At 64.7% G+C, this 25,723-nt stretch carries 27 protein-coding genes; 14 read left to right on the forward strand and 13 right to left on the reverse strand.

Annotated features, from left to right (window positions below):
• The first annotated feature begins 124 nt into the window (after positions 1-124).
• The 4 genes from MTR66_RS16870 to MTR66_RS16885 are packed head-to-tail and all read left to right on the forward strand — an operon-like array spanning position 125 to position 1,886.
• On the forward strand, positions 125-808 hold the full coding sequence (locus MTR66_RS16870; RefSeq protein ID WP_243923207.1) for a TPM domain-containing protein: 684 nt from the start codon (positions 125-127) through the stop codon (positions 806-808).
• Between the two features lie 8 nt (positions 809-816).
• Complete coding sequence (locus MTR66_RS16875; protein ID WP_243923209.1) at positions 817-1,380, forward strand: NUDIX hydrolase; 564 nt, start codon at positions 817-819, stop codon at positions 1,378-1,380.
• Between the two features lie 21 nt (positions 1,381-1,401).
• Positions 1,402-1,677 carry a hypothetical protein gene (locus MTR66_RS16880; RefSeq protein WP_243923211.1) on the forward strand — a complete coding sequence of 92 codons (276 nt, stop codon included), beginning with the start codon at positions 1,402-1,404 and terminating at the stop codon, positions 1,675-1,677.
• A complete protein-coding gene (locus MTR66_RS16885) occupies positions 1,677-1,886 on the forward strand; it encodes a hypothetical protein (RefSeq protein WP_243923213.1) in 210 nt (69 codons plus the stop codon). The genes MTR66_RS16880 and MTR66_RS16885 overlap by 1 nt, the downstream gene beginning before the upstream one ends.
• Here MTR66_RS16885 and MTR66_RS16890 read toward each other — a convergent pair.
• Genes MTR66_RS16890 through MTR66_RS16925 form a run of 8 tightly spaced genes read right to left on the reverse strand, consistent with a single transcriptional unit; the run spans position 1,867 to position 7,300 of the window.
• Positions 1,867-2,319 carry a GNAT family N-acetyltransferase gene (locus tag MTR66_RS16890; protein ID WP_243923215.1) on the reverse strand — a complete coding sequence of 151 codons (453 nt, stop codon included), beginning with the start codon at positions 2,317-2,319 and terminating at the stop codon, positions 1,867-1,869. The two genes, MTR66_RS16885 and MTR66_RS16890, sit on opposite strands and share 20 nt — an antisense overlap.
• 25 nt (positions 2,320-2,344) lie before the next feature.
• Complete coding sequence (mmsB, locus tag MTR66_RS16895) at positions 2,345-3,217, reverse strand: 3-hydroxyisobutyrate dehydrogenase (protein WP_243923217.1); 873 nt, start codon at positions 3,215-3,217, stop codon at positions 2,345-2,347.
• Complete coding sequence (locus MTR66_RS16900) at positions 3,214-3,474, reverse strand: hypothetical protein (RefSeq protein WP_243923219.1); 261 nt, start codon at positions 3,472-3,474, stop codon at positions 3,214-3,216. Before MTR66_RS16900 ends, mmsB begins: the two co-directional genes overlap by 4 nt.
• Positions 3,471-4,253: an enoyl-CoA hydratase-related protein gene (locus MTR66_RS16905; protein WP_243923221.1), complete on the reverse strand. Its 783-nt coding sequence runs from the start codon at positions 4,251-4,253 to the stop codon at positions 3,471-3,473. Before MTR66_RS16905 ends, MTR66_RS16900 begins: the two co-directional genes overlap by 4 nt.
• 11 nt (positions 4,254-4,264) lie before the next feature.
• A complete protein-coding gene (locus MTR66_RS16910; RefSeq protein ID WP_243923223.1) occupies positions 4,265-4,621 on the reverse strand; it encodes a YunG family protein in 357 nt (118 codons plus the stop codon).
• Positions 4,606-5,649 carry an enoyl-CoA hydratase/isomerase family protein gene (locus tag MTR66_RS16915; protein WP_243923225.1) on the reverse strand — a complete coding sequence of 348 codons (1,044 nt, stop codon included), beginning with the start codon at positions 5,647-5,649 and terminating at the stop codon, positions 4,606-4,608. The genes MTR66_RS16910 and MTR66_RS16915 overlap by 16 nt, the downstream gene beginning before the upstream one ends.
• Positions 5,650-5,668: 19 nt before the next feature.
• Entirely contained in the window at positions 5,669-6,811 is a 1,143-nt protein-coding gene (locus MTR66_RS16920; protein ID WP_243923227.1) for an acyl-CoA dehydrogenase family protein, read from the reverse strand.
• Positions 6,812-6,841: 30 nt separating this feature from the next.
• A complete protein-coding gene (locus tag MTR66_RS16925; protein ID WP_243923229.1) occupies positions 6,842-7,300 on the reverse strand; it encodes a hypothetical protein in 459 nt (152 codons plus the stop codon).
• 316 nt (positions 7,301-7,616) lie between these two features.
• Here MTR66_RS16925 and MTR66_RS16930 point away from each other — a divergent pair, with 316 nt between their 5' ends.
• The 3 genes from MTR66_RS16930 (at position 7,617) to MTR66_RS16940 (ending at position 10,076) form a co-directional block, all read left to right on the forward strand.
• Complete coding sequence (locus MTR66_RS16930) at positions 7,617-8,108, forward strand: flavin reductase family protein (RefSeq protein ID WP_243923231.1); 492 nt, start codon at positions 7,617-7,619, stop codon at positions 8,106-8,108.
• A gap of 102 nt (positions 8,109-8,210) precedes the next feature.
• Complete coding sequence (locus MTR66_RS16935; protein ID WP_243923233.1) at positions 8,211-8,978, forward strand: SDR family NAD(P)-dependent oxidoreductase; 768 nt, start codon at positions 8,211-8,213, stop codon at positions 8,976-8,978.
• Between the two features lie 309 nt (positions 8,979-9,287).
• Complete coding sequence (locus MTR66_RS16940) at positions 9,288-10,076, forward strand: alpha/beta fold hydrolase (protein ID WP_243923235.1); 789 nt, start codon at positions 9,288-9,290, stop codon at positions 10,074-10,076.
• On the opposite strand, the gene MTR66_RS16945 is transcribed toward MTR66_RS16940, so the two are convergent.
• From MTR66_RS16945 to MTR66_RS16960, 4 genes are all read right to left on the reverse strand, one after another.
• Positions 10,066-12,417 (reverse strand): TonB-dependent receptor, encoded by a 2,352-nt coding sequence (locus MTR66_RS16945; RefSeq protein WP_243923237.1) that lies wholly within the window; start codon positions 12,415-12,417, stop codon positions 10,066-10,068. The genes MTR66_RS16940 and MTR66_RS16945 overlap by 11 nt on opposite strands.
• A 254-nt stretch (positions 12,418-12,671) precedes the next feature.
• Complete coding sequence (locus MTR66_RS16950) at positions 12,672-13,523, reverse strand: SDR family NAD(P)-dependent oxidoreductase (protein WP_243923238.1); 852 nt, start codon at positions 13,521-13,523, stop codon at positions 12,672-12,674.
• A gap of 21 nt (positions 13,524-13,544) precedes the next feature.
• Positions 13,545-14,870: a cytochrome P450 gene (locus tag MTR66_RS16955; protein ID WP_243923239.1), complete on the reverse strand. Its 1,326-nt coding sequence runs from the start codon at positions 14,868-14,870 to the stop codon at positions 13,545-13,547.
• A 274-nt stretch (positions 14,871-15,144) separates the two neighbouring features.
• The gene (locus MTR66_RS16960; protein ID WP_243923240.1) at positions 15,145-15,480 is read right to left on the reverse strand and encodes a 2Fe-2S iron-sulfur cluster-binding protein; all 336 of its coding nucleotides are present in this window, start codon (positions 15,478-15,480) and stop codon (positions 15,145-15,147) included.
• A 271-nt stretch (positions 15,481-15,751) separates the two neighbouring features.
• Here MTR66_RS16960 and MTR66_RS16965 point away from each other — a divergent pair, with 271 nt between their 5' ends.
• The 7 genes from MTR66_RS16965 to MTR66_RS16995 all read left to right on the forward strand — a co-directional run bounded on the left by MTR66_RS16965 (position 15,752) and on the right by MTR66_RS16995 (position 24,029).
• Entirely contained in the window at positions 15,752-17,050 is a 1,299-nt protein-coding gene (locus MTR66_RS16965) for a metal-dependent hydrolase family protein (RefSeq protein ID WP_243923241.1), read from the forward strand.
• 13 nt (positions 17,051-17,063) lie between these two features.
• Positions 17,064-18,491, forward strand: coding sequence for an aromatic ring-hydroxylating oxygenase subunit alpha (locus MTR66_RS16970; protein ID WP_243923242.1), 1,428 nt, complete (start codon positions 17,064-17,066; stop codon positions 18,489-18,491).
• 103 nt (positions 18,492-18,594) lie between these two features.
• Entirely contained in the window at positions 18,595-19,743 is a 1,149-nt protein-coding gene (locus MTR66_RS16975) for a CaiB/BaiF CoA transferase family protein (protein ID WP_243923243.1), read from the forward strand.
• Between the two features lie 345 nt (positions 19,744-20,088).
• Positions 20,089-21,297, forward strand: coding sequence for a CaiB/BaiF CoA transferase family protein (locus tag MTR66_RS16980; protein WP_243923245.1), 1,209 nt, complete (start codon positions 20,089-20,091; stop codon positions 21,295-21,297).
• A gap of 146 nt (positions 21,298-21,443) precedes the next feature.
• A complete protein-coding gene (locus tag MTR66_RS16985) occupies positions 21,444-22,364 on the forward strand; it encodes a TIGR03619 family F420-dependent LLM class oxidoreductase (protein WP_243923246.1) in 921 nt (306 codons plus the stop codon).
• 95 nt (positions 22,365-22,459) lie between these two features.
• Complete coding sequence (locus MTR66_RS16990; protein WP_243923247.1) at positions 22,460-22,864, forward strand: Zn-ribbon domain-containing OB-fold protein; 405 nt, start codon at positions 22,460-22,462, stop codon at positions 22,862-22,864.
• Position 22,865: 1 nt separating this feature from the next.
• Positions 22,866-24,029, forward strand: coding sequence for a thiolase family protein (locus MTR66_RS16995; RefSeq protein ID WP_243923248.1), 1,164 nt, complete (start codon positions 22,866-22,868; stop codon positions 24,027-24,029).
• A 376-nt stretch (positions 24,030-24,405) separates the two neighbouring features.
• Here MTR66_RS16995 and MTR66_RS17000 read toward each other — a convergent pair whose 3' ends face one another.
• Positions 24,406-25,593: an acyltransferase family protein gene (locus MTR66_RS17000; protein WP_243923249.1), complete on the reverse strand. Its 1,188-nt coding sequence runs from the start codon at positions 25,591-25,593 to the stop codon at positions 24,406-24,408.
• Between the last annotated feature and the right edge of the window lie 130 nt (positions 25,594-25,723).

A 25,723-nucleotide genomic window follows, 5' to 3' on the forward strand; every position in this document is an offset into this window, starting at 1 on the left:
GTGGCGGCGGCTGGGGAGGCGGCGGCGGCTTCGGGGGCGGCTTCGGCGGCGGAGGCGGCTTTTCCGGCGGCGGCGGCAGCTTCGGCGGCGGCGGTTCGAGCGGCAGCTGGTAAGGGAGACAGCCATGACCCCGACTACCTATCTCTCGGCGGACGATCACGCGAAGATCAGCGCCGCCGTGGCTGAGGCCGAACTGCAGAGCGCGGGCGAGATCGTCACGATCCTGGCCGACCGGTCCGATGGCTATACCGACGTCCAGCTCGCCTGGTCGTCGGCAGCCTCGCTGCTGGCGCTGTGCGTGCTTGTCATCACGCCGGGCTTCTATCTCGGCCTCTACGATCACCTGCTGGCCGACTGGGGCCACGAATGGACGCCGCGCGCGATCATTTCGCTGGCGGCGGCTATGGCCGCGCTGAGCTTTGGCGTGGTGTTCCTCGTCCAGTACTGGCAGCCGCTCAAGTTCCGGCTGATCCCGGCGGCGGTGAAGACCGCGCGCGTGCATGACCGCGCCGTCCGCGCTTTCCGCATCGGTGCCGAGCAACGCACCATGGGGCGCACCGGCGTGCTGATCTACCTTTCGATGCGCGAACACCGCGCCGAAATCGTCGCCGACGAAGCGATTGCCACCAAGGTCGATCCACAAGTCTGGGGCGATGCCATGGCAGCCATGCTTACTCATGTGCGCGAGGGCCGGATCGCCGACGGCATGTGCGCCGCGATCGGCAAAGTGGGCGCGATCGTCGCGCCGCACTTCCCGCGCGCGGACGACGATGTGAACGAACTTCCCGACAGACTGATCGAGGTATGAATCGAGCTATGACAGGCGTGAGCGAAGATCTGGCCGACCACTACGATGCCGGTAAACCCGAAGAGATCATGTGGGAGGGCCGCTTCATAACGGCCAAGCGGCGCGGCAAGTGGGAATATGTCGGCCGCGCGCGCGGCATCCATGCGGCGGTGATCCTGGCGGTCGATGCCGAGGATCACGTGATCCTCGTCGATCAGTACCGCGTGCCGCTGGGCAGGCGCTGCATGGAACTGCCCGCCGGGCTGGTGGGCGATCATGACGATGTCGCCGGGGAAGACGCCAGCGTCGCCGCCCTGCGCGAGCTGGAAGAGGAAACCGGCTACCGGGCGGGCCGCATGGAAGACCTCGGCGAGTTCTTCTCCTCGCCCGGCATGGTCAGCGAAAGCTTCACCCTGTTCCGCGCCCACGATCTGGTGAAAGTGGGCGAAGGCGGCGGTGTCGACAGCGAGGACATCGTGGTCCACCGCGTGCCGCTCGCGCAGATCGGCGAGGCCGTGGCGGGCTGGCGTGCCGAAGGTTACGCCATCGACGTGAAGATGCTGATGCTGCTGGGCGCGAAGCTGCTCGGCTGACGCATCGGGCGGGCAAAGATCATGGACTTCTTCGGCTTCGCTATTGGTATTTTAAGCCTCGTTTCAGGCATTCCGATGGCTCTATGGCCCCATCGCAAGCGGAAAGCCGCCGAAGCCGCATGGAGCGAGCGTCTCGCTCAACTGGATGCTGGGGCTGAGGAAACCTTTTTTGAAGAACGCCGCTCTCTGCTGGCCTATCCGCCTTACAAGTCAGACCGCAAAATGCGGGCAGCGGGTATCTTCCTTGTCCTGTGCGGGATCGCCATGATCACGCTGTCCATCACCGAGACAGGGTAATGCGCACCCGCCCCGGCATCTGCCGCCGCAAGGTCCGCTACGCGAGCGAGGACGCGGCGCTGGAAGCTGCGGCAAAGGCGCCCTTCCCGCTGCGCCCCTACCGCTGCGGGCTGTGCCGCCAGTATCACCTGACCAGCCGCACCAAGGGGATGAAGCTGCCGCGTTTCGAAATCGAACGGCGGCGGGGGCTCAGAGAGCCAGCACCATGAACTGGTTGTGCGGGCTGGGCTGGTAGTCCGCGAAAGCCGCGCAATTGACGAAGCCGGACCGCCGGTAGAGCCCGATCGCCGGTTCGTGCAGCGGCGCGGTGCCGGTTTCCAGATAGAGTTCGCGATATCCGCGCTGCCGGGCTTCGGCGATGACGTGGTCCATCAGCGCCCGGCCCACGCCGGAACCGCGCGCGGATGGGGCGGCCCGCATCGATTTGACTTCGCCCAGACCGGCGCCGAGATGCTTGAGGGCCGCGAAGCCCGCCAGCTCGTCCTCCCGCCAAGCGGTCCAGAACGTGACATCGGGGGATGAGAGCCCGCTCGCATCGAGCGCGAAAGCGTGCTCGCCCATCACGCCGCGAAGCTCCTCAAGATGAAAGGCAAGCAGACCGGAAACATGCGGCGCGGCCGGATCGTCTTGCCTGATATTCACCCGATGCCCTTTCCGCAGCACGCCTTCACAACGTCGTGAAGATCGCGCCGAAGTCCTTGCCGCCATTGCCTGCCTCGACAAAGGCCTTGTAGATTTCCAGCGCATGTTCGCCGAGCGGAACCTTGGCATCCGTGTCGTGCGCGCTGCCGATCGCCAGCCCCAGATCCTTGAGCATCAGCGCCGAGGCGAAGCCGCCCTCGTAACCGTTGTCCGCCGGGCTCGCCGCGCCGATGCCCGGAACCGGGGTATAGTCGTTGAGCGACCAGCAATAGCCCGTCGACTTCGAGCTGATCTCATAGAATTTCTGCGGGTCCAGCCCGGCCTTCTCCGCCAGCGCCATCGCCTCGCAAGTGCCGATCATGTGGATCGCCAGCAGCATGTTGTTGCACATCTTGGCAGCCTGCCCGCTGCCGGCCTGCCCGGCATGGATCACCGCCTTGGCCATCGGCTCCAGCACCTTCTCCGCCTGTGCGAAAGCCTCCTCCGAGCCGCCGACCATGAACGTCAGCGTGCCGCCGTTCGCGGCCGCGATGCCGCCCGAGACCGGGGCATCGACCATCGTATAGCCCGCCTCCCCGGCGAGCCCGGCCACTTCGCGCGCGGTGGCGACATCGATGGTCGAGCAATCGAGGAACAGCGCGCCCTTGGGCGCCTTGCCGATCACGTCGCCAGTATAGACCGATTTCACGATCTGGCCGTTGGGCAGCATGGTGACGACCGCATCCGCCCCGGCGACGGCTTCGGCAACGGTGGCGAAGGTCTCGCAGCCGTTGTCCTTCGCCCTGGCCAGCGCTTCTTCTGAAAGATCGAAGGCACGGACCTTGTGCCCCGCCTTCACGAGGTTCACGGCCATGCCGCCCCCCATATTGCCAAGGCCGATGAACGCGATCGTCTTCATGTCATTCTCCCAAGTTCGTTGATCAGCATCGCCAGCGCCAGAAACAGGAACAATGGGCCAAAAACAGACGCAAAAGCGATGTGAAACTTGTGCAGAAGCCGATCGATCCATGACGGCGGAAGAGGGTCTTCTCCCGCCGCCTTCAGGATCGCAGCCTCCAGCAGACTTATCTTTTCTTCACCGCGATGCCGCCAATTGAGGACAGACACCCAAGTCAGGAATGCCCCGAACACCGCAAAGAAAAAGGCAGCAATCACCTGCCCTTCCAGACGCCCGGCCGCTTCTCGACGAAAGCCTTCATGCCTTCGGCCTTGTCTTCCGTGGCGGTCAGCACCTGGAACATGCGGCGCTCCATGACGAGGCCGGTGTCGAGCGTGGTCTCGAACGCCATGTCGACCAGTTCCTTGTTCATCATCGCGGCAAGCGGCGGCATCGCGGCGATGGTCTCGGCGGCCTTCATCGCTTCTTCCAGCAGCTTGTCCGCCGGAACCACGCGGCTGACTAACCCTGAGCGCTCGGCTTCGGCGGCGTCCATCATGCGGCCGGTCAGGCACATGTCCATCGCCTTGGCCTTGCCGACCGCGCGGGTGAGGCGCTGCGAGCCGCCCATGCCCGGCGCCACGCCCAGCTTGACTTCGGGCTGGCCGAACTTCGCGGTTTCCGAGGCGATGATGAAGTCCGCCATCATCGCCACTTCGCAGCCGCCGCCCAGCGCAAAGCCATTGACCGCCGCGATCCACGGCTTACGCACTACCTTCACAAGCTGGTTGGTCCAGCCGGAGAAGAAATCCTGCGCATAGAACTCGGCGCCGGACTTGTCCGCCATCTCCTTGATGTCGGCCCCGGCGGCGAAAGCCTTGTCGCCCGATCCGGTCACGACCGCGCAGAGCTGCGAGGCGTCCGCCTCGAACTTGCCGAAGGCATCGATCATGTCGGCCAGCACTTGCGCGTTCAGCGCATTGAGCGCCTGCGGGCGGTTGAGCGTGATCAGGGTGACGGCACCCTTCTGTTCGACCAGGATCGTTTCGTAGCTCATGGTGATGTCCTTCAGGTGTTCGCTTCGATGTTGGCGATCAGTGCCGCGAGATGGGCAGCGCTGGCGTGTTCATGCGCTTCTTCGCGCGAAGTCGGCGTGTTGTCGTAGGGGATCGGCTCGTCGAACTGGTCCGTGGCCAGATCCCAATACCGTCCGTCGATCAGGTTGTAGAAGTGAGTCCCGCCCTGGGTCTTGCTCTTGCAGATGTCTCCGCCGAAGTAATGCTGCACGGCCAATGCCGTTACCGCGCACTGGTTGAGGCAGGGATTGGCCGGATCGAACGCATCGGGGATCGTCTCGGCCGACCACGCCTGCTTGACGACGTGATAGAGCTCTATGGGCGAGGCAAAAGTCACAGCGGCGTCCATTCCTCGTTCTCCGGCAAGGGCGCGAAGATCGCATCCAGCATGTCGTCGGTCACGCCTTCGGGTGTGGCGGGGTTCCATTTCGGCGCCTGATCCTTGTCGACGATCACCGCGCGCACGCCCTCGGCAAAGTCGGGCAGGACGATCACGCGGCTGCCCATGCGGTATTCCATCGCCATATTCTGTGCGAAAGTTTCCAGCTTCGCGGATTCGGCAAGCTGGCGCAGCGAAACCTTGCAGGCCTGCGGGCTCTTGGTGCGCAGCGAGGCCAGTTCCTTGTCCGCCCACTCGCTGCCTTCCGCATCGAGCGAGGCCAGGACTTCCTCCAGCCTGTCGAAAGCGAAGTGCTTGCGGATCTGCGCGGCCTGTCCGGCAACCGCCGGTTCGGGCGGGTTGACCGCCAGCGCGCCCAGCACGCCCGCGATCTCGTGCCCCGCGGCGATGCGGCGCTTGGCTTCGGCCAGTTCCTCGCTCGGCAGGTAGTGCGAGGCGAGACCGGCCCAGAGGCATTCCTCCCCCTTCAGCCGCGCGCCGGTGAGCGCGAGGAACTGGCCCACGCGCCCCTCCAGCCGCGAGAGATACCAGCCGCCGCCCACGTCCGGAAACAGGCCGATGCCGGTTTCGGGCATGGCGAAGCGGGTGTTCTCCGTCGCCACGCGGTATTTCGCGGGCTGGGAAATCCCCACGCCGCCGCCCATGGTGATCCCGTCCATGAACGCGACCACCGGCTTTTCATACGTGAAGAGCTGATGGTTGAGCCGGTATTCCGCGAAGAAGAACTGCCGCCCGGCGACGCCGCCATCCTCCAGCGCCGACTGGCGCAGCAGGTTGATGTCGCCCCCCGAGCAGAAGCCGCGCCCCTCGGAATGATCGAGGATCACGACCTGCACTTCGGGATCGGCAGCCCAGCGGGTGAGCACTTCGCTCATCCCCTCGCACATGCCCAGCGTCAGCGCATGGATCGCCTTGGGCCGGTTCAGCGAAATGATGCCCGCAACGCCCTCGCGCCGGATCAGCAGCTCATCCGTCATGATTTCAGCAATCCCCCCGTTACTTCAGCAGATCGCGCCCGATGATCATGCGCATGACCTCGTTGGTGCCTTCGAGGATACGGTGGACGCGCAAGTCGCGCCAGAAGCGCTCGATCGGATAGTCGCGCAAGTAGCCGTAGCCGCCGAACATCTGCAGCGCGCGGTCCACCACCGAGGAGCCGGTGTCGCTCGCCATCATCTTGGCCATGGCGGCAAAGCGCGTCTTGTCCGGCGCGCCTGCCGTCACCTTGGCGGCGGCGAGGTAGAGCAGCGCGCGGGCCGCTTCCAGTTCGGCGGCCATTTCGGCGAGGCGGAACTGGGTGTTCTGGAACTCGGCGATCGGCTGATCGAACTGCTTACGGTCCTTCACGTACTGCACCGCCTCGTCGAGGCAGCGCTGCGCGCCGCCCAGCGAGCAGGCGCCGATGTTGAGGCGCCCGCCGTCAAGCCCGGCCATCGCGAACTTGAAGCCGTCCCCCTCGGCGCCGACGCGGTTCTCGACCGGGACGCGCACGTCCTCGAAAATCACCTGCGCGGTAGGCGAGGCATTCCAGCCCAGCTTCTTTTCCGGCGCGCCGAAGCTGAGGCCGGGCGTGTCCTTGTCCACAATGAAGCAGGACACCCCGCGCGACTTGTGCTCGCCGGTGCGGGCCATGACCGCATAGACGTCGTTATAACCGCCGCCCGAAATGAACTGCTTGGTGCCGTTCAGCACATAGTGATCGCCCTCCAGCCGGGCAGACGTCTTGAGCGCCGCCGCGTCCGAGCCCGAGCCGGGTTCGGTGAGGCAGTAGGAACCGATCTTCTCCATCGTCACCAGATCGGGCAGATAGCGGTCCTTGAGCTGCTGATCGGCAAAGGTGTCGATCATCCAGGCGACCATGTTGTGGATCGAGACGTAAGCGCTGGTCGCCGGGCAGCCGTAGCTCATGGCTTCCATGATCAGCGCCGCGTCGAGACGGCCCAGGCCGATGCCGCCGTTCTCTTCCGAAACGTAGATCGCGCCGAAGCCCAGCTCGCCCGCGGCCTTCCACACGTCCACCGGATAGTGGCACGTCTCGTCCCACTCGGCCGCGAAGGGCGTAATCCTGTCGGCGGTGAACTTGCGCGCGGTCTCCTGGATCGCGATCTGGTCTTCGGTCAGCCCGAACTGTTCGGTCATTTCAACCCCTGTCTTTGGTAAACCTGCCGCTTATGGGCACTTCTGATAGGTGAGCGGTTCCGGCGCCGCGTCCGGCCCCGTGTCCTTGCGGACGAGCGTCCTGCCGCCGTCCGGCGTCGAAAGCGTAACGTCGAGAACCCAGCTCTGGCCCTCGCCCGAAAATTCGAAAGCGGCGGTGATCCGGCCGGCCTCACGCGCCTTTATAAAACCGAGTTCCGCTACGGATTCGTAGAATGTGAGTGTGTCGCCGCTGATCGTCAGCAGACCTTTGGCATCGCCCCGGCTGCTGGTGCAGTCAGCGGGAACCAGCCCCCACCGGCCCCGCAGGACCTCGGGAATACTGTTATCGGCAGCCGCCTCCACCGCCGCATCCGTTGCCTGCGCACTCGCTTCGCTGCTGGCGGCAGGTTCGGGCTCCTGCTTGCCGCCCGAACAGGCGGACAAGGCCATGGCAAGCACCATGGCGGCAATCAGCGGGGTTCTCTTCATCGGTCATCTCCTGCGCAGCAGGCCCCGGCCTGCCGGGACACTCCGATTTGCCCCGCCCCTGCACTCTTGGCGGCGCGATGGCAAGCAATTTAAGCGCGCGGTTAAATCTACTGCAGCTGCAATCAAGCGCGGCATTCATGTTGCGATGCAGCCATTCGATTTGCGTAGGTTTCAAGGCACGTTTTTCATGACAGCGCTTGCCCTGAAACCCCGAAGAAGGCAGGAACGGCGCCGATATCGCGGTGGCGTATCCTCTCCGGCCCCGGCCCGGACCAGGCGCCCGCTGCAAGACGCAACCAGACGGAGACCATTGCCCGTGAGTGAGACAACCATCGATCCGGCCGCTTTCCGCAAAGTGCTCGGCAGCTATCCCACCGGGGTCTGCGTGATCACTGCGCTCGACGGGGAAAAGCCGGCCGGGATGGTCGTGGGCACGTTTACTTCAGTCTCGCTCGATCCGCCGCTGGTGGGCTTCTTTCCGGACAAGTCCTCCTCGTCCTGGCCGCTGATCGAGAAGGCCGGGCATTTCTGCGTCAATGTGATGGGCAGCGATCAGCAGGACGTGTGCCGCTCGGTCTCGGCGCGCGGGGCCGAAAAGTTCGTCGGCGTCGAATATGTGGTGTCGGACCACAACCTGCCGGTCATCGCCAATTCGATCGCCTGCATCGAGTGCAAGCTCTATTCCGTCACCGAAGCGGGCGACCACTGGTTCGTGCTCGGCCAGGTTCTGCGCATGGAAACCGTGCGCGAGGACGATCCGATGCTGTTCCACCGTGGCCGCTACGGCGGCTTTGCCGAACGGATGTGACGCTTTCGCCTGCGGACATCGCCTAGGCGGCTTGACTTCCCCGGGCCGGATACTGATCACGTGTTCAGCAGCTGACACAGCCACTTCGGGAGAGTCTTCACAATGACACGTTCGCTCAAAGGCCGCGTTGCGGTCGTCACCGGTGCCGGTTCGGGCATGGGCCGGGCCATTGCCGTCCGCCTGGCAGAGGACGGCGCCGCCGTCGCGGTGTGGGACGTCAACGGCGAAGGCGCCGAGGAAACGGTAAAGACCATCACCGAAACGGGCGGCAAGGGCCTCGCGATCACCGCCGACTGTTCCGACCGCGCCGCGATCGAGGCGGCGGCGGCGCAGACCCGCAGCACGCTGGGCCCGATCACGATCCTGGTGAACAATGCCGGCATTGCCCCCTTCGTGCCGTTCCTCGACATGGACGATGCGCTGCTGGACAAAGTGCTGCACATCAACTTGCGCGGGCCTTTCCTCGTCACGCGCGAGATCGTGCCTGACATGCTCAAGGCCGAATGGGGCCGCATCATCAACATCACCTCGTCCTCGACCCAGACCGGATCGCCGATGCAGTCCGCCTATGTCTCGTCGAAGGGCGGTCTGCTCGGGCTGACCAAGGCGCTGGCGATGGAACTGGGCGGCACCGGCATCACCGCCAACATGATCCCGCCGGGCTCGATCGACACGCCGATGCTGCGGGGTGCCGCGGTCATGCAGGCCCCGAACGCGATCAAGGCCTACGGCGATGCCCTGCCCGTCAAGCGCATCGGCACGGTCGACGACATCGCCGCCGCCGCCAGCTACCTCGCGTCCGAGGAAGCAAGCTACATCACCGGTCAGACCATCAGTGTGAACGGCGGCCGCTACATGGGTTCCGCCTGAGCGCTTAAGATATTGCCTGCATTCAGCCCAGGGCTACCTGCAGGCAACACCTCGTGTCGAGGAAGCGAAGTCACCTCATAATTCGTCGCCCCCGCCCTTCGGCTGGCCGACAGGTCGGCCGCTCAGGATAAACTGCCCTTTGGGCAGGCGGGGGCCCCGCTTTCTTTTCTTGCGCTATGCCCCGGAAGCGGGATCCCCGCTTTCGCGGGGATGACGAGGTGGTGATAGGAACCCGGTTCCCTCATACTAGGGCCAGCACGACACGCCGCCCTTTGCAGCTTGGCCGGATGGCGTTACCAAGGGGCGGCCATGACCGCCCCTTTTCGTATCGAGCTGGACAATGCCGCCCTCGTTGGAGAGCGGCGCGAAGGTACGGGCGCTCCGCTCGTCCTCATCCATGGCTTCGGCGGCTCCCGGCATGACTGGCAGCCGCTGATTTCCGCCATGCCCGCGGACATTCCGCTGATCACTTACGATCAGCGCGGCTTCGGCGATTCGAGCGGAGAGGCCGGAGTACCCTTTTCGCACGCCGAGGACCTGCTGGCCCTGCTCGACCGCCTGCAAATCGACCGGATCGACTTGTGCGGCCTGTCCATGGGCGGGGCCACCGCACTCCATTTTGCGCTGAATTGGCCGGACCGCGTGCGCAAGCTGGTGCTGATCAGTCCGGCGATGGTCGGCTGGTCGTGGACGAGCGAATGGATCGAGCGCTGGAAAAAGATCGGCCGCGCCGCGCGTGCCGGAGACATGAAGACCGCGCGCGTGCTGTGGTGGGAGCATCCGCTCTTCGATCCGACCCGCGCCAGCCCCGCTGCCGACATGCTGCGCGAATCAATCGCCGGGTTCCACGGAAGGCAGTGGGTGCAGGACGATCAGCGCCCGGAACTGCCCGATATCGACAGGCTCACCGATCTCGCCGTGCCCACGCTGCTGCTGACCGGCGGGCTGGACACCGAGGATTTCCGGCTGATCGCGGATGTGATCGCCGGAGCCGGACAAGACGTGGCCCGCATCGACCATGCCGACGCGGGCCACCTGCTCAATCTCGAAATCCCCGGCAAGATCGCCGGGGACATCGCCTCGTTCCTCAGTACTTGAAGCTCAGCTCCAGACCGTAAGTGCGCGGCGCGCCCACCGCGGCGGCATTGTGGCCAAGCGCGGCGGCGAGCGTCATGCCGCCTACGAAATAGGCCTTGTCGGTGAGGTTCTTGGCAAACAAGGCTGCCGAGAAGTTGGAACCGGCGATATCGTTCCAGTCCAGCCGCGCATGAACCAGCGCATAGCCCGGCAGGCGCGTGCCCGGTGCGATCGAAGCCGCCGCGTTGGAGAAGTACTGCGCGCTCTGACCATAGACTTCGCCACGTAGCGATACATCGCCCATATTCTCGCCCACCGGCATCGTGATCTGCGCATAAGCCGTGCCCGAGAACTTGGGCGTATCGCCCACCGGCCCATAGGAATAGGGCGTGCCGAATAGCTCGATATTGCCGTCGGTGAACTTCGCATTGGTGTAGGCCATCGAGCCACCCAGTTCGAGCCATTCCACCGGCCGCACATTGCCCTGCGCCTCAAAGCCCCAGATGCGGCTGGAAGGCACATTGGCCGTCACCGCGATCGAGGCCAGACCGCCCGGCCCGTCGGGATCGGGGAACTCGACGCGCTGTACGTCCTGAATCCACTGCACGAACACCGCGCCCGCGAAATTCGCCGGATGGCCAAAGGCATAACCCGAATACTTGAGACCGCCTTCGATGTCCTGCGTATGCTCGGAATCGAACAGGTTGCCGCCGCCGGTCGCCGTGGCGCTCACAGGCGGGGCCGCGCCGTTGAAACCGCCCGAACGGAAGCTGCCGCGCGTCTTCAGATAGGCGAACCACTCGGGCGTGATTTTGTATTCCAGCCCCACTTCCCAAGCAGGATCGGAGAAGGTCTTTTTCTGGCCGGGCAGGCCATAGGTGTACGTCGCCGCCGGAAGCTGCTCGATCGAGACGCGCTCCCAGGTGTAGCGAAGGCCGCCGGTCAGCTTGAGATCGGGAACGACCTCGTAGGAAAGCTGGCCATAGAGCGCGTCGGTCTTGTTGCGGGTGCGGAAATTGTTGGTGACATAGCTGGGCGCCAGCACCGGCGAGACATCGAAATAGGTCTGCGGCCAGAGCGTATCGCTGCGCTGGCGCTGCATGTAGTAGCCGAAGATATATTCCAGCTTCCCGTCCAGAACATCGCCCAGAAGCTGCACTTCCTCGGAGAACGAGCGCACCTTGAGCTGGTTGCCGTATTCCCCGGCATCGGCATTGGCCGTCAGGATCGTGACGAAAGGCGCGCCGAGCTGGGGCTGTTCCGAGCGCGTCTTCGAATTCGAATAGCCGAAGATATTGCGCAGCGTCGCCCCGCCGCCGAGTTCGATCTCGGTGGTGTTGGTGACGAACCAGTCCTTGCCGTGATGGCTGGCACCGCCGGGATGGCGGGTCTTGTAAGGCCCGATCCGGCGCTGCTCGTCGACATAGGCGGCCAGCCCTGGCGCATAGGCATCGGGATGCGCCGCCAGATAGGCATCCCACAGCCCCGGAGTGCCGAACGCGGCATCCAGCCCCGGCCCGAACAGCAGCCCGGCACTGCAGGTCAGTGCATAGCCGTTGTTCGTATCCCCGCAGGAATAGACGCTGTAGGTGTAGGACGCGCCGGTATTGGTGCCGCCGGTCTTCGTATATTGCGCCATGGTGGTGTTGGTGATGCCCTCAGCGGGCTTCACTGTCAGCGTCACACGGCCGCTGTCGCGCTTGATATTGCCCAGCCGCTCATTGTTGAGCAGGTTGCGGATGTAGCCATCCTTGCGGACCGTATCGAAAGCGGCGCGCAGCAGCACGGTATCGTCCACCAGCGGCACGTTCACCATGCCTTCCACTTCGTGCATGTCGTAGTTGCCGATCCGGCCGCGCAGCGTGGCCTTGAGCTCGTTCACCGGCTTGGCCGAGTTGTAGAGCACCGCCCCGCCCGTGGCATTGCGCCCGAACAATGTGCCCTGCGGTCCTTTCAGAACCTGCACGTTTTCAAGGTCATAGAACGAGGAGGCGCCGTTGATCGTCAGCGGCACTTCGTTGAGATAGGCGATCACGGCGGAGGGCGAGCCAGAGAAGGTATCCGCCGTCTGCCCGCGGATCGAATAGGTCAGCGAGTTGTTGCCCTGCGTCTGGCGAATCGTCAGTCCCGGCGCGACCGTTTGCAGGTCGGAGTCGGTGTGCACCCCGCGCTGGATCAGATCATCATTGCCCAGCGCGGTGATCGCGGCCGGAACCGTTGAAAGCGTTTCGTCGCGGCGGCGCGCGGTGACGATGATCTCGCCATTCGATGCGCCCTCTTCACCTGCCGCCTGCGCGAATGCGGTATCCGTGCCCGACAGGACCGTACCGGCCGCCAGCGCGGCCAGAATCACTTGCCTCATGACTTCCCTCCTTATGCAACGCGCTCTTACGGCGCGCCTTCTTCAAAGTGGTGTAGTGTAAACTTCGTCGCCCCCGCCCTTCGGCTGGCCGGCAGGTCGGCCGCTCAGGATAAACTGCCCTTTGGGCAGGCGGGGGCCCCGCTGCCTTTTCTGATTCTGACGTTGCGCCATAGAAAGCGGGATCCCCGCCTTCGCGGGGATGACGGACAACAACGATACGAACCTCGTTTCCACCGCCCTGCGCCCTCTTCACACTATGTCTTGCCGCCCGCGATGGCCGCGGCGCGCGCATCCATGATCTCCTGCAGATGATTGACCGGATCGCCTGTCGTCACCCCGCCTTCGACCGGGATCACCGCGCCGGTCATGTGCCGGGACTTGTCGCTCGCCAGAAACAGCGCGACATGGGCGACGTCTTCCGGCTCCCCGCGCCGCTTTATCAGCTGGTTGGAGAGATAGACGGCGCCGACTCCCTGCTCGATCCGCGCGGCCAGATCGCTGTCCGCGCCTTTCTCGCCAAAGGAGGAGAGTTCGGTGCGGACATGCCCGGGCACGATGCAGTTCACGCGAATGCCGTGCTGCGCCAGATCGATGGCCGAGGACTTGCTGAACTGGATCAGCGCCGCCTTGGAAGCCCGGTACGTCATCATCGCCATGCCCGCGAGCAGCCCGGCGATAGACGAGTTGTTGAGGATCACCCCGCCCTTCCCGCTCGCCTTCATCACCCGCGCGGCATTGCGCGTGCCCAGCATCGGCCCGAGCACGTTGACGCGCATCACCCGGTCGAAATCGTCCAGCTTGTCGTCGAGGAAGCTGGGATAGGCCCCGCACGACATGCCCGCGTTGTTGAACAGGATATCGAGCCCGCCGAAACGCTCCACGGCCAGATCGACCACCGCCTGTATATCCGCCTCACTGCCGACGTCGGTATGCCGATACACGGCGGCATCGCCCAGTTTCGCGGCCAGTGCCTCGCCCGCCTCATCCTGGATATCGGCGATGACGACTTTGGCGCCTTCGGCCACGAACAGTTCCACGGTCGCCTTGCCGATGCCGCTGGCACCGCCGGTAATGATAGCGACTTTGCCCGCCAGATCCTGTGCCACGTCTTCCCCCCTTGCCCGGCCTCAGCGCGTTTCGAAAGTGATCGGCAGCGATTCGATCGTCCGCGTGGCGACGGAAGGCTGATAGGTGATCTCGCTTTCGGGGATCGCCAGCTTGAGGTTCTTCATCTGCCTGACGATCTCGCGTGCGGCGACTTTCACTTCCATGCGCGCGAGTGCGAGGCCGATGCAGCGGTGCGGGCCGCCCCCGAAAGCCACGTGACGGCCGAGGTTCTTGCGCTCGATGTCGAACTTGCGCGGTTCGGGGAACACCGTCTCGTCATCGTTGCCCGAACCGTAGACCAGCAGCAGGTGCGCCCCTTCCGGGATGGTGGTGCCGTTCACCGTCACTTCGCGCGTGGTCATGCGCGAAAGCGCGCGCACCGGCGGCTCGCTGCGCAGATGCTCCTCGATGAAGCGGTTGAGCTGGCGGTCATCGTCGATCACGCTTTCCAGCAGTTCGGCAATGCCCGGCTTGGTGGTGAGGACGTAGAACAGGTTGCCGATGGCGGTCGCGGTCGTGTCGTTGCCCGCAATCAGCACCGCGCGGCACAGCGAAACCGCTTCCTCGAACGTCAGCTTTTCCTTCGTACCGTCGGCATTGGTCACTTCGGCGTTCACGAGGTCGGAAATCATGTCCTCGGTCGGCGTGACTTCGCGCTCGCGCATCTTGCCGATGAGGTAGTTCTGCAGCTCGGCGATTTCCTTCGCGTTCGCCAGCATCGTCTCGCGCGTCTGCATGGCGCCGATCTGCGCGGTGACGGCGACCGACCAGCGCGAGATCTGCTCTTCCATGCCGTGATCGAGCCCGAGCTGTTCCACGATCACGCGGATGGTCAGCGGGATGGCGATGTCCTTCACGGCATCGCATTTGCCCTCTCCCCTGGCCACCACGCTGGCGATCAGGTCATGGACAACGGCGGTGATGCGCGGCTCCAGTTCCTTCACGCGGTGGGCGGTGAAGGCGTTCTCCATCAGCTTGCGGATGCGCGTGTGATAGGGCGGGTCGGACATGATCGCGTCGGGGAAGTAGCCGCCGCCATGCTCGCGCAAGTAGGCCTCGAATTCCTCGCGCATCCCGCGCGCCTGCTGTTCGGAATAGCCGTGCTTGACCGAGAACGTGACCGGATCGGACTGCACCGCCGAGATATCCTCGTGCCGCGTCACCAGCCAGGAGCCCAGCTTTTCGTCGAAATGGATCGGATCGCCGTGACGCATTGCGCGGTAGAACGCGCGCGGATGGGCCTGAACGGCGCGATCGGTCAGCGTGCCTTCCTTGAGCAGCGCCGTCTCTTCGGGCGTAAGCGCAAGCCGCTCGGAAACGCGGTCCTCGGTGGTCTGTGTCGCCATGAGTGCTCCTCTCGCCTATCATGCGCGGGTCTGCTGCCTGCGCGGCACTGCCTGTCTTGCCTTATCATATGGACGCCCGGCCACCCCGCCGCCATGCCCGCCTTCGAAGCCGTGCTTGCCCTTGCGGGCAAAAGGCAGTCTTCACTCCTCCCTGTCGCGCAGCGATGGGGAGGTGGCGCGCACGTAGTGCGTGACGGAGGGGTTTCTCCCCCTCCACCACCCGCTGCGCGGGCGGTTCCCCTCCCCATCGCTGCGCGACAGGGAGGATCTAGCTTCAATACGAAGAGGCAGGCGCCACCGTCACTTCGATCCCGTCCAGCTCGGGCGACATCTTGATCTGGCAGCCCAGACGCGAATTGTCCTTCATCACGTCGGCCACCATGTCGAGCATCGCGAACTCGATGTCGTCCGGCTCGCCGACTTTCGCGAACCAGTCTTCCGCAACATAGACATGGCAGGTCGCGCAGGCGCAGCCGCCGCCGCAATCGCCCATGATGCCCGCCACGCCGTGCAGCTTGCCCAGCTCCATCAGGCTCATGCCTTCCTCGACATCGTCGAACGTCTGCGTCGCGCCTTCGACGTCGGTCATGGTGACTTTCAGATTGCCCATTCTTGCCCTGTCCTCTCGCCCTGCCCGCCTTGGCCCCACACCCCGGCGAATGCACGTTTTCCCGTTCCATGCCTGAGCCCGTTCCCTCTGCAAAGGGCCTCCCGCGCGCCGTCCCTTGACTGACAGGGAAGATCGCACCGGCGCGCGCCGTCAGGGGAAACCGGTTCTGCAGGGCCAGTCATTTGCCGGAACCTGTGCCCAAACTACTTTGCCCATCGCGAAACCGGCCTGCGGCGCACCCGCGCCCCGCCGGGCAACAAGGAGAGGAAACGTGGGCCGGACCCTGATCCAGAACGCCACGATGTTCACGGCCACCGGCGCGGATGCCTTCACGGGCGATCTGCTGGTGGAAGGCAACCGCATCGTCTCTGTAGGCCCCGGCGCGGGCGGGCAAGCGGCGGACGCGGTGATCGACGCCACCGGCCTGTTCTGCATGCCGGGCATGACCGAAGGCCACGCGCACCTCTCGTTCGAGAACGTCGGCGCCACCGAAGATCTGATCACGCCGAGCCCGGAAACCCAGGCTTTCACTGCCGCGCGCGGGGCGAAGAACCTGATCGAGGCCGGTTTCACCAGCGCTTACGGCGCCTCGGAAGCCAAGCTGAAGCTCGCCGTCGCGGTGCGCGAGGAAGTGAACGCCGGGCGCCTGCCGGGCCCGCGCATCCGCGCTGGCGGCATGGAAATCAGCGTGACCGGCGCGATGGGCGATGAAAGCACGCTCCACAATCCGCGCATCGGCCCGGCCACTATCGTCGATGGCGTGGAGGAAATGCGCAAGGCCGTGCGCCTGCACTGCCGCGAGGGGATCGACAACATCAAGCTCGATGTCTCGGGCGACCCATTCTACCCGAACACCCCCGGCCACACGACGCCGATGACGTTCGACGAAATCCGCACCGCCGCCGAAACCGCGCATGCCTATGGCCGCAAGATCAACGCGCACACGCGCTCGGTCGAAGGCTCCAAGCATTGCGTGCGCGCCGGTGTCGACGGCCTTTTCCATGTCGAATATTCCGACGCGGAACTGCTCGACATGATGGAGGAGGCGAAGGACCATATCTTCGTCGTGCCCACCGTGGGCCTCTTCGCGCAGATCATGGCGGGTGAGGCCGCCGGCCATGGGCTGACGCCCGAAGTGGGCGGCTACATGAACATTCCCGAACTGCTGGAACACTCGGTCAAGACGCACACCGAACTGCGCAAGCGCGGCATTCGCCACCTCATCGGCGGCGATTACGGCTTCGGCTGGAGCCCGCACGGCACGCAGGGGCGCGATATCCAGTCCTTCGTCGATCTCTACGGCTATTCGCCCGCAGACGCGCTGATCTGCGCCACCCGCAACGGCGGCCTCGCCATGGGCTATGGCGGAGACCTCGGCACGCTGGAAGAAGGCAAGCTGGCCGATCTCATCCTCGTCGACGGCAATCCGCTGGCCGACCTCTCCGTCCTGTCCGGCCCCGAGAAGGTCGCCTTCGTGATGCGGGACGGCCTGATCCAGAAGATGTCCCCCGCCCTCGCCGCAAAACAGAACACCCCCGCGCCCGAAGCACACGCCGTCGCCGCGGAATAAGGAGCACCAAGCCATGAACGTCCAGACCGGCAAGATGCAGCCCGGAGAGGCGCGCCACCCCGATATCAGCACGCAGGACATCATTGCCCGCGACAGGAAGAAGGCGCCCGAATGGGTGGCCAGCGAGTCCTACGAATACCTCGGCAGCGAGGATATCGACACAACGCGCTACACCTCCGCCCAATACATGCAGGAGGAATTCCAGCGCCTGTGGACGCGCACCTGGCAGTTCGCCTGCCGCGAGGAGCACATTCCCGAAGTGGGCGATTACTACGTCTACGACATCGGGCCCTACTCGTTCATCGTCACCCGCGTGGGCGAGGACGAGATCCGCGCCTATTTCAACGCCTGCCTCCACCGCGGCACCAAGCTGCGCGCATCGGGCACCGAAGGCGCGGCCAGCGAGTTCAAGTGCAGCTTCCACGGCTGGAGCTGGAATATCGACGGCACCAACAAGTCGATGCTGTGCCCCTGGGATTTTCCCCATGCCGATCCCCAGGAATACTCCCTTCCCGAAGCGCAGGTGCAGACGCTGGGCGGCTTCGTGTGGATCAACATGGACCCGGACGCCCCCAGCCTTGAGGACTATCTCGGCCCGCAGGCGCTGGCGCACATCAAGGCCTGGAAACTGGAAGACCGCTACATCGCCTGTCACGTGACCAAGCCGATCCCCTCCAACTGGAAGCTCAATATCGAGGCTTTCATGGAGGCCTACCACGTGCCCGACACGCACCCGCAAGTCTCGCCGACCAATGCGGACGTGAACTCGCAGTACGATACCTACGGCGACCACGTGAACCGCTTCATCTCGACACTGGGCGTGGTCAGCCCCGAACATGCGGGCAAATACAGCGAGCAGGACGTGCTCGACATGTTCACCGTGGGCGACAGCTCGATCGTCACCGACAAGCCGCAGGTCCCCGAAGGCCAGACCGCGCGCCAGATGATGGCGGACATGTTCCGCACCATGTTCGAAAAGGCCGCCAACACCGATCTTTCGGCGATGTCGGATTCGGAAATCCTCGACTGCTTCAGCTACACGATCTTCCCGAACACCTTCCTGTTCCCGGGCATTTCGCTGCCGATGGTCTACCGCTTCCGCCCGAACCCGAAGAACCACCGCGAAAGCCTTTACGAAGTGCTGTTCCTGCGCCCCCGGCCCAAGGACGGCAGCTATGTGGAAACGGCCGAGCCCGTGCACCTGACGGCCGAACAGTCGTTCTGCGATGCGGAGGGCATGGACCCGGGCTTCGGCGGCATTCTCGATCAGGATACGGACAACCTGTTCCTCCAGCAGGAAGGCGTGGAGGCTTCGGCCAAGCCGGGCCTGACGCTGGGCGACTATCAGGAAATCCGCATCCGCCATTTCGAAAAGGCGGTCGACAAGTACATGGCGATGGAGCCGAAGATCCCGAACTGGAAGGCGCTGCAACGCAAGTGACCTTCGCGCTTCCAGGCAGGAGCCGCCAGTGCCTTCCCCGGCCCCGGCGGCTCCTGCCTGTGACGGCCTTTCCTTTTCTCATCGACGACGGACAATCGCTGTAATGGATACTCCCGGTGCCCTCGCCGGCCTCACCGTGATCGAAACCGCCGAACGCGTGAGCGGCGAATATGCCGCCAAGCTGCTGGCCGACCTTGGCGCCGAAGTGATCAAGGTGGAGCGCCCCGGCGGCGCGCCCACGCGCGGCATGGGTCCGTTCCACAGCGGCGAGAGCACGCTTTTCGCCTATCTCAACACCAGCAAGAAATCGGTCGTTCTGGACCTTGAAACAGCGCAAGATCGCGCCCTGCTGAGCCGCCTGCTCTCGCGCGCCCATGCCCTGATCGACGATCACGCCGAGGACTGGTGCCAGCGCCATGGCCTGTCGCAAGCAGCGGTAGCGGAAGCTTTCCCCGCGCTCGTCCACACCGTCGTCACGCCTTTCGGGCAAGGCGCGCCCGCGGAGATGCAGATCTGCCGTCCGCTCAACGTCATCAACGCGGGCGGCTGGGCCTATCACACGCCCAGCGAGACCCCGCCGGACAAGCCGCCGCTGAAAGGCGCCGGGCGGTTCCTTTCGGACTACGAAGCCGGGATCGATGCCGCCCTGTGCACGCTCGCCTCGCTGCTGCGCCTGCGCCGCACCGGCGAGGGGCAGTTCGTCGACGTCTCCGAAGTGGAAGTGCAGCTCAACCGCACCGACTGCGTGCTGGGCCGGATGCTGGCGGGCGACATCGATCCCGGTACCGAGCGCACCGCCTACGACATGGGCGGCCCCGGCACCTCGTTCGCGTGCAGGGACGGTCATGTCTTCCTGATCATGACCACGCAGCAGCACTGGAAGGCCCTGTGCGAGCTGATGGGTCATCCCGGCTGGGCCGCCGCATTCCGCGAGGACTGGCTGGAGTTCGACTGCACCCCGGCCAATGTCGCCAAATTCCGCGAGGCCTTCACCGGCTGGATCGCCCGGCAGGACAAGCTGCCCATCACCGAGGCGGCGCAGAAGGCAGGTGTCGCCATGGTTCCGGTCAACACCGCCGCCGACCTGCCCCGGCACGAACAGTTCAGCCACCGCGCGTTCTTCCAACAGGCCGAGCATCCGGCCTTCGGTGAAGTCGCCTATCCCGGCGCCTCCTACCGCATGAGCGCCACGCCGGTGCGCGTGCGCAAGCCTGCTCCGGGACTGGGTGCGGATCAGAGGGAAGCGCGATGAGGACTTCGGATCACTTGCAGGCAGTGCCCTGCCCCCTCACCCCGGAAAAACTCTGCGTCGCCCCCGCGCAGGCGGGGGCCCCGCTTCCTTCATGCTCTACCGGCAAGGCACAAAAAGCGGGGTCCCCGCCTGCGCGGGGACGACGGACAGTTTTGGGGCTCACTTCCTCCCCCTTGATGGGGGAGGGATACGCAGGCTTGGCAGCTTGTCTGCCTAGCCGAAGTTGGGTGGGGGTGAACTGCGCTCTCACGCACCATCACCCCCATCCAACTGCACCTAGGCTCCTTCGTCGCCAAGGCTTCGTATCCTTCCCCCATCAAGGGGGAAGAAAAGAGGAGGCCTGCCATGCCGCTGGCTGACCGGGGTGGCCCATTGAAGGGCGTGCGCGTCATCGAGCTGACCAAAGTCTGGGCCGGCCCCTACGCGGGCAAGATGCTCGCCCATCTCGGGGCCGAGGTCATCAAGATCGAATCGATGAGCAATCTCGACGAGATGCGCGCCTATGGCGGGGTAGACATCAATTCCGCCCCCTATTTCCTCTCGATCAATCAGGAAGTGCTCTCGGTCCAGGTCAACATGAAGAGCGCCGAGGGGCTGGATCTGGTCAAGCGGATGATCGCCGAGGCCGATATCCTGATCGACAATATCCGCCCCGGCGCGATGGAGCGCTCCGGGCTCGACTACGAAAGCCTGAAAGCGATCAGGCCCGATCTCATCCAGTGTTCGATCAAGATGTGGGGCACCGACGGGCCGCTGGGCTATCAGACCGGCTATGCGCCATGCTTCGCCGCATTGTCCGGCCTCACCGCGCTCGTCGGGCACGAGGGGGAAACGCCCAAGGGCATGAATATCCGCTACGGCGATTCCACCGCCGGGGCCTGCGCCGCGCTCGCCTGCGTCGCCGCGCTGCATCACCGCGAAACCACCGGCGAAGGCCAGTTCATCGACTTGTCGGCGGTCGAGACGATGACCAGCCTTGTCGGCGACAGCCTGTTCGCATGGTCCGTCACCGGAGAGATTCCCGAGGCCGACGGCAATTTCCATCCCGAGATGTGCCCGCACGGCGCCTATCCCTGTCTGGACACCGGCTGGACAAGTATCGCCGTAGCGAACGAGGCGGAATGGCAGGCCCTGTGCGAGGTGCTGGAGGCCTCTGCCCTTGCCGCCGACCCACGCTTTGCCATGCTGGCGGAGCGGCAGGCGAACCGCCAGGTACTCGATGCAGAGCTAGCGGCGCTCACCCGCCCGCACGATGCCGCGGAACTGGCCGAAATGCTCCGGAAAGCGGGCGTTCCGGCGTTCCAGTCGATGAGTTCGATCGATCTGTGCACAGATGGATTCCTGTGGGCGCGCGAGGCCTATCGCATGGTCTCCGACCACCGCACCGGCGCCCGCCCCATCATCGGGCCGTCATGGCGCATGAGCCCCGATCCGGCAGCGATCGAACGCGGCGCACCGCTGCTGGGCGAGCACAATGCCTATGTCTACCGTGAACTGCTGGGCTTGCAGGAAGAGGAAATGGACGATCTGATCGCGCGCAAGGTGATCGATTAATCCTCCCCGGCACGGGGAGGGGGACCACCCGCAGGGTGGTGGAGGGGCACCGGCGGTTTGCGCAAGGTTTCGTTTTGCCGCCCGTGCCCCTCCACCATGCTTCGCATGGTCCCCCTCCCCCGATGGGGGAGGATGGGGAGAAATATATGAAGCTCGGTTTCGCGATGCCGCACATGCTGCAGCTCAAGGCCACGATGCAGCCGTGGGAAATGCAGGTCACTGGCGCCGATCAGACGAAGCTGGCGAAGTGGGCCGAAAAGCTCGGCTACGAAATGATCGCGGTTCCCGAGCATCACGTGATCCCGCGCCGCCACGTGGACTTGTCCGGCCCGTTCTATTTCAACGCCTATACCGCGATGGCCTATATGGCCGGGGCAACGAAGACGATCCGCGTCAATTCGTGCATCGCCATCCTGCCCGCGCAGAACCCGATCGTCACCGCCAAGGCGCTTTCGACGATGGACTGGCTCTCCTCCGGCCGGGTGACGGTGACATTCGCGGTGGGCTGGCTGGAGGAGGAGTTCGCCCTGCTCGGCGTGCCGTTCCACAAGCGCGGCGCCATGGCCGAGGAATATATCCAGGCGATCATCGCACTGTGGACCCAGGACGAGCCCCGGTTCGAAGGCGAATACGTCTCGTTCAAGGATGTCGCCTTCGAGCCAAAGCCGGTGCAGAAGCCGCACCTGCCCGTCTGGTTCGGCGGCGATGCCGATGCCGTGCTGCGGCGCACCGCCCGTTACGCGCAGGGCTGGTGGCCGTTCCTGACCAAGCCGGACGATATTCCCGCACGGATCGACTTCATCCGCTCCCAGCCGGGCTACAACGGCCAGCTCGCGGACGTGTATTACGGCATGTCCACCGCCCGCGTCGGCGAAGGGCACAAAGTGGTGGACGATCCCGCGGCCCGCGCCGGACAATCCCGGCAGGACATCATCGACCGTCTGGGCCATCTCAGCGACCTTGGCGTCACCTGGAGTTCGGTGCCCATTCCCGCCCTGCCCTCGATCGAGGCCTATTACGACTACACGCAATGGGTGGCCGAAGAGATCATGCCGGCGGTGCGTTGAAATGCCCAACCGCAGCGACGATCAATAATCCGGCGCACTTGACGTAAAGGGGCCTTGCGGAAGAACTATCCGGCTCGAACAGGGAGAGATCACAGATGGCACCCCCACGGCCAAAGCCCAAGCTTGACCAGGAAAACACACCGTTCTGGACCGGCGGCGCGGAAGGCAAGCTCAACATCATCAAGTGCGGCGATTGCGGCGAATACACGCATCCCCCGCGCGTGCTGTGCCGCCACTGCCAGTCCGAAAACGTGGCGCCGGAAGCCGTGGCCGGAACCGGCGTGATCGATACGATGACGGTAAACCACCAGCCCTGGGCCAAGGACCTGCCGGTGCCTTACGTGATCGCGCGCGTCGCGCTCGACGGGGTGCCGGGCGTCTACCTCACCACCAACATCGTCAATTCGCCGGTGGAAGAGGTGAAATTCGGCGATGCGGTGCGCGTCACGTTCGAAGAGAACGACGGCATCTTCTATCCGCTGTTCGAGAAAGTTGGTTGAGATGGCGAAAGAAGCTTACATCACTGGCGTCGGCCAGTCCGAAGTCGGCATACGTCTGCCGCGCCATCCGCTGCTGTTGACGCTCGACGCGGCGAAGGAAGCTGTGGCCGAAGCGGGCCTGACGCTCGACCAGATCGACGGCGTCTTCTCATTCCCGGGCAAGTCTCACGGCTACCTCGCCTTCTCTCCCGTCGGCACCGACGAAGTGATCGATGCGCTGGGCATCAAATCGAAATGGCAGATGGGCGCGCTGGAGCAGCCCGCGCAGCTTTCCGCCATAGGCATGGCCGCTTGGGCGGTGAAGGAAGGCATCTGCCGCCATGTGTTGTGCTTCCGTACCGTCTATGAGGCGGGCGGCATGGCCGATCCGGCGCACTACATGCCCGCGCGCTCGGAAACCGTTTCCGGCCCCTCGCAGTGGACCAGCCCGTTCTGGGCCACTTCGGCCGCCTGCTGGACCGCGCAATACGCCGCACGCCACGTCCACAAATATGGGCTGACCCGCGAACAGCTCGGCCAGATCGCGATCAACGGATCGAAGAACGCGATGCTGAACCCGCGCGCCCGCGCGATCACCAAGGAAGAGCTGACGCTCGACAAGTACATGTCGGCGCGCATGATCTCGACACCGTTGTGCCTCTATGACTGCGACCGTTTCTCCGATGCCTCCACCGTGATCATCGTTTCGGCGGGCGACGCGCTCGACGAGGTGAAGTGCGAGCCGATCCGCATCGCCGCGATGGCCGGATCGGTGGACCGCTATTCGTGGGATCAGGTAGAATGGCCCGCCGCCTATGACACGGGCCCCGACTTGTGGAAGCGCACCGACTACACGGTAAACGATGTCGACATGGCGCAGTTCTACGATGGCTTTGCCTTCCTGCCGATCACCTGGCTCGAAGGGCTCGGTTTTTGCGAGAAAGGCGAAGGCGGAAAGTTCATCGAAGGCGGCACACGCATCGCGCGCGACGGCGAACTGCCGCTGAACACCTCCGGCGGCCAGCTGGGCTCCGGGCGCCTGCACGGCTTCGGCTTCGCGCACGAGGCCGTCACCCAGCTCCGCGGCAACGGCGGAGACCGGCAGATTCCGGGCGATCCCAAAGTGGCCGTCGCCAGTTCCGGCGGCGGGCCGATGGCGGCCGCGCTGCTGCTGACCAAAGACTGAATTTTCGCGAGGTTCCGGCCTCGCGGGCTCTCCTCCCGCGGGGCCGGTCCACATCCCACCGGCAAAGATTTCTGGTCAGGCGCCCCGGCGCAGCGCGCGATCGTCTGTGAATATGGCTTTCGTCATGGCGAGCGAAGCGAAGCCATCCAGGGCAGTTTGCGCCCGCTCTGGATTGCCGCGGCCCTTGGGGCCTCGCAATGACGATTCAAGGTAGAGCGATCACGCTAAAGCATGGTGGAAGTGAAGTTCTTATCACATCTCCGCCATCCCCGCGAAAGCGGGGATCCCGCTTCTCGCGGCATAGCGCAGGAAAAGGCAGCGGGGCCCCGCCTTCGCGGGGGCGACGAACTATGATGTGAACTTCGTTTCCACCATACTACGCCAGCGCCGGTTCCTTCGGCGTCCTGCGCTTGGGCGGGCGTTGGCGCTTGAGCCCGATCAGCGGGCGCAGCGGCCCGATCTCTCGCCCGATCAGGTAGAACAGCCAGGACCCCGCCGCCACCGATCCGGCCAGCACGAGGAATTCCGGCAACGCCGTCATGCCCCAGTCACGGATCGGGTACATGACCAGCACCATCACCGTCTGGTGGGCGATATAGACGGGGAAGACCGCTTCGGCGAGCGTGGCGCGCCAGCTCGCATCATAGTTCCAGTACCGGTCGGCAATGCCGAACAGCGCGATCACCGTGGACCAGCTCTGCACGGACTTGGAAAAGCACAGCGGCGCCCGCCATTCTGGCGGCGTCGGCACATTGCCGGGAAAGATCGCGGTATCGCCCGCCGTCCACACGAAGCCCGCGACGGCCAGCACGGCGGCCAGCTTCCACTGCCTGGCAATCGCCAGCCGCAAGGTCTCGGACTGGCGCAGCAGGAAGCCGAACAGGAACATTCCGCAATAGTGCAGATGCGCCGCCCGGTCCTCCAGAAGCGAGTGCATGTCCGTCCATCCGTAAGGCACGTATTCGCGCACTGCGTAGACAAGCCCGATCCCCAGCGGCAGGAGCAACGGGCCTGCCAGAACCTTTTCGACGGCCTTGCGGATACTGTCGCGCCAGCCCTGCGGCAGCGCTGCCCGCACCGCGCAGAGCAGCGCGGTATAGGCCAGCAGGTAGATCACGAACCACAAGTGCATCACGCGCGGCACGTATTCGTACCGGATCTTCTGAAAGCTGAAGGCATCGTGGATCAGGTAGTAGAAGTAGTTGTGCTCGTACCCCGAATTGACCAGCCCCATGTAGGGCTGCGGCGGCACGACCACGAGCAGGCCGAAGATCAGCGGGATGCCCAGCCGGGCCAGACGGCTGCGGAAAAAGGCGCTGGTGCTGCCCTTGTCCTTGGCCAGCAATGCGGCGCTGGCATAGCCGGAAATCGCAAAGAGCAGCGAAAGCCGCCAAGGGCTGAGCCCCAGCAGCGGAATCTCGGCCCAGCTCACCACGCCGCGCGTCGGCGTCTGATAGCCCCAGGGGGTGAAATTGTAGCCGACGTGGTAGAAGATCAGCAGCACGAAGGCACCAATGCGCAGCCAATCCATTCCGTAGTGGCGTTGCGGCGGGGCGGGCTTCATCTCTTTCCTGGCGCGAATGGGGCAGCTGTGGCGGCCAAAGGGAACGCCGCCTTAGGCCGGTTGCCGCCGCTCTGCAATCGCGCGGTTGTATCAGCACCGATACGGAACAGTCCCCGTTCGCGCGCCGTAC

Source organism: Novosphingobium beihaiense (assembly GCF_022832375.1).
GTDB classification, from domain to species: Bacteria; Pseudomonadota; Alphaproteobacteria; order Sphingomonadales; family Sphingomonadaceae; genus Novosphingobium; species Novosphingobium beihaiensis.

Excerpts from the sequence above, each read along its gene's own strand:
- MTR66_RS16870 (WP_243923207.1), top strand. The coding sequence starts at position 125 with ATGACCCCGACTACCTATCTCTCGGCGGACGATCACGCGAAGATCAGC.
- MTR66_RS16875 (WP_243923209.1), top strand. The coding sequence starts at position 817 with ATGACAGGCGTGAGCGAAGATCTGGCCGACCACTACGATGCCGGTAAA.
- MTR66_RS16880 (WP_243923211.1), top strand. The coding sequence starts at position 1,402 with ATGGACTTCTTCGGCTTCGCTATTGGTATTTTAAGCCTCGTTTCAGGC.
- MTR66_RS16885 (WP_243923213.1), top strand. The coding sequence starts at position 1,677 with ATGCGCACCCGCCCCGGCATCTGCCGCCGCAAGGTCCGCTACGCGAGC.
- mmsB (WP_243923217.1), bottom strand. The coding sequence starts at position 3,217 with ATGAAGACGATCGCGTTCATCGGCCTTGGCAATATGGGGGGCGGCATG.
- MTR66_RS16905 (WP_243923221.1), bottom strand. The coding sequence starts at position 4,253 with ATGAGCTACGAAACGATCCTGGTCGAACAGAAGGGTGCCGTCACCCTG.
- MTR66_RS16910 (WP_243923223.1), bottom strand. The coding sequence starts at position 4,621 with ATGGACGCCGCTGTGACTTTTGCCTCGCCCATAGAGCTCTATCACGTC.
- MTR66_RS16915 (WP_243923225.1), bottom strand. The coding sequence starts at position 5,649 with ATGACGGATGAGCTGCTGATCCGGCGCGAGGGCGTTGCGGGCATCATT.
- MTR66_RS16920 (WP_243923227.1), bottom strand. The coding sequence starts at position 6,811 with ATGACCGAACAGTTCGGGCTGACCGAAGACCAGATCGCGATCCAGGAG.
- MTR66_RS16925 (WP_243923229.1), bottom strand. The coding sequence starts at position 7,300 with ATGAAGAGAACCCCGCTGATTGCCGCCATGGTGCTTGCCATGGCCTTG.
- MTR66_RS16935 (WP_243923233.1), top strand. The coding sequence starts at position 8,211 with ATGACACGTTCGCTCAAAGGCCGCGTTGCGGTCGTCACCGGTGCCGGT.
- MTR66_RS16940 (WP_243923235.1), top strand. The coding sequence starts at position 9,288 with ATGACCGCCCCTTTTCGTATCGAGCTGGACAATGCCGCCCTCGTTGGA.
- MTR66_RS16945 (WP_243923237.1), bottom strand. The coding sequence starts at position 12,417 with ATGAGGCAAGTGATTCTGGCCGCGCTGGCGGCCGGTACGGTCCTGTCG.
- MTR66_RS16955 (WP_243923239.1), bottom strand. The coding sequence starts at position 14,870 with ATGGCGACACAGACCACCGAGGACCGCGTTTCCGAGCGGCTTGCGCTT.
- MTR66_RS16960 (WP_243923240.1), bottom strand. The coding sequence starts at position 15,480 with ATGGGCAATCTGAAAGTCACCATGACCGACGTCGAAGGCGCGACGCAG.
- MTR66_RS16970 (WP_243923242.1), top strand. The coding sequence starts at position 17,064 with ATGAACGTCCAGACCGGCAAGATGCAGCCCGGAGAGGCGCGCCACCCC.
- MTR66_RS16975 (WP_243923243.1), top strand. The coding sequence starts at position 18,595 with ATGGATACTCCCGGTGCCCTCGCCGGCCTCACCGTGATCGAAACCGCC.
- MTR66_RS16980 (WP_243923245.1), top strand. The coding sequence starts at position 20,089 with ATGCCGCTGGCTGACCGGGGTGGCCCATTGAAGGGCGTGCGCGTCATC.
- MTR66_RS16985 (WP_243923246.1), top strand. The coding sequence starts at position 21,444 with ATGAAGCTCGGTTTCGCGATGCCGCACATGCTGCAGCTCAAGGCCACG.
- MTR66_RS16990 (WP_243923247.1), top strand. The coding sequence starts at position 22,460 with ATGGCACCCCCACGGCCAAAGCCCAAGCTTGACCAGGAAAACACACCG.
- MTR66_RS16995 (WP_243923248.1), top strand. The coding sequence starts at position 22,866 with ATGGCGAAAGAAGCTTACATCACTGGCGTCGGCCAGTCCGAAGTCGGC.
- MTR66_RS17000 (WP_243923249.1), bottom strand. The coding sequence starts at position 25,593 with ATGAAGCCCGCCCCGCCGCAACGCCACTACGGAATGGATTGGCTGCGC.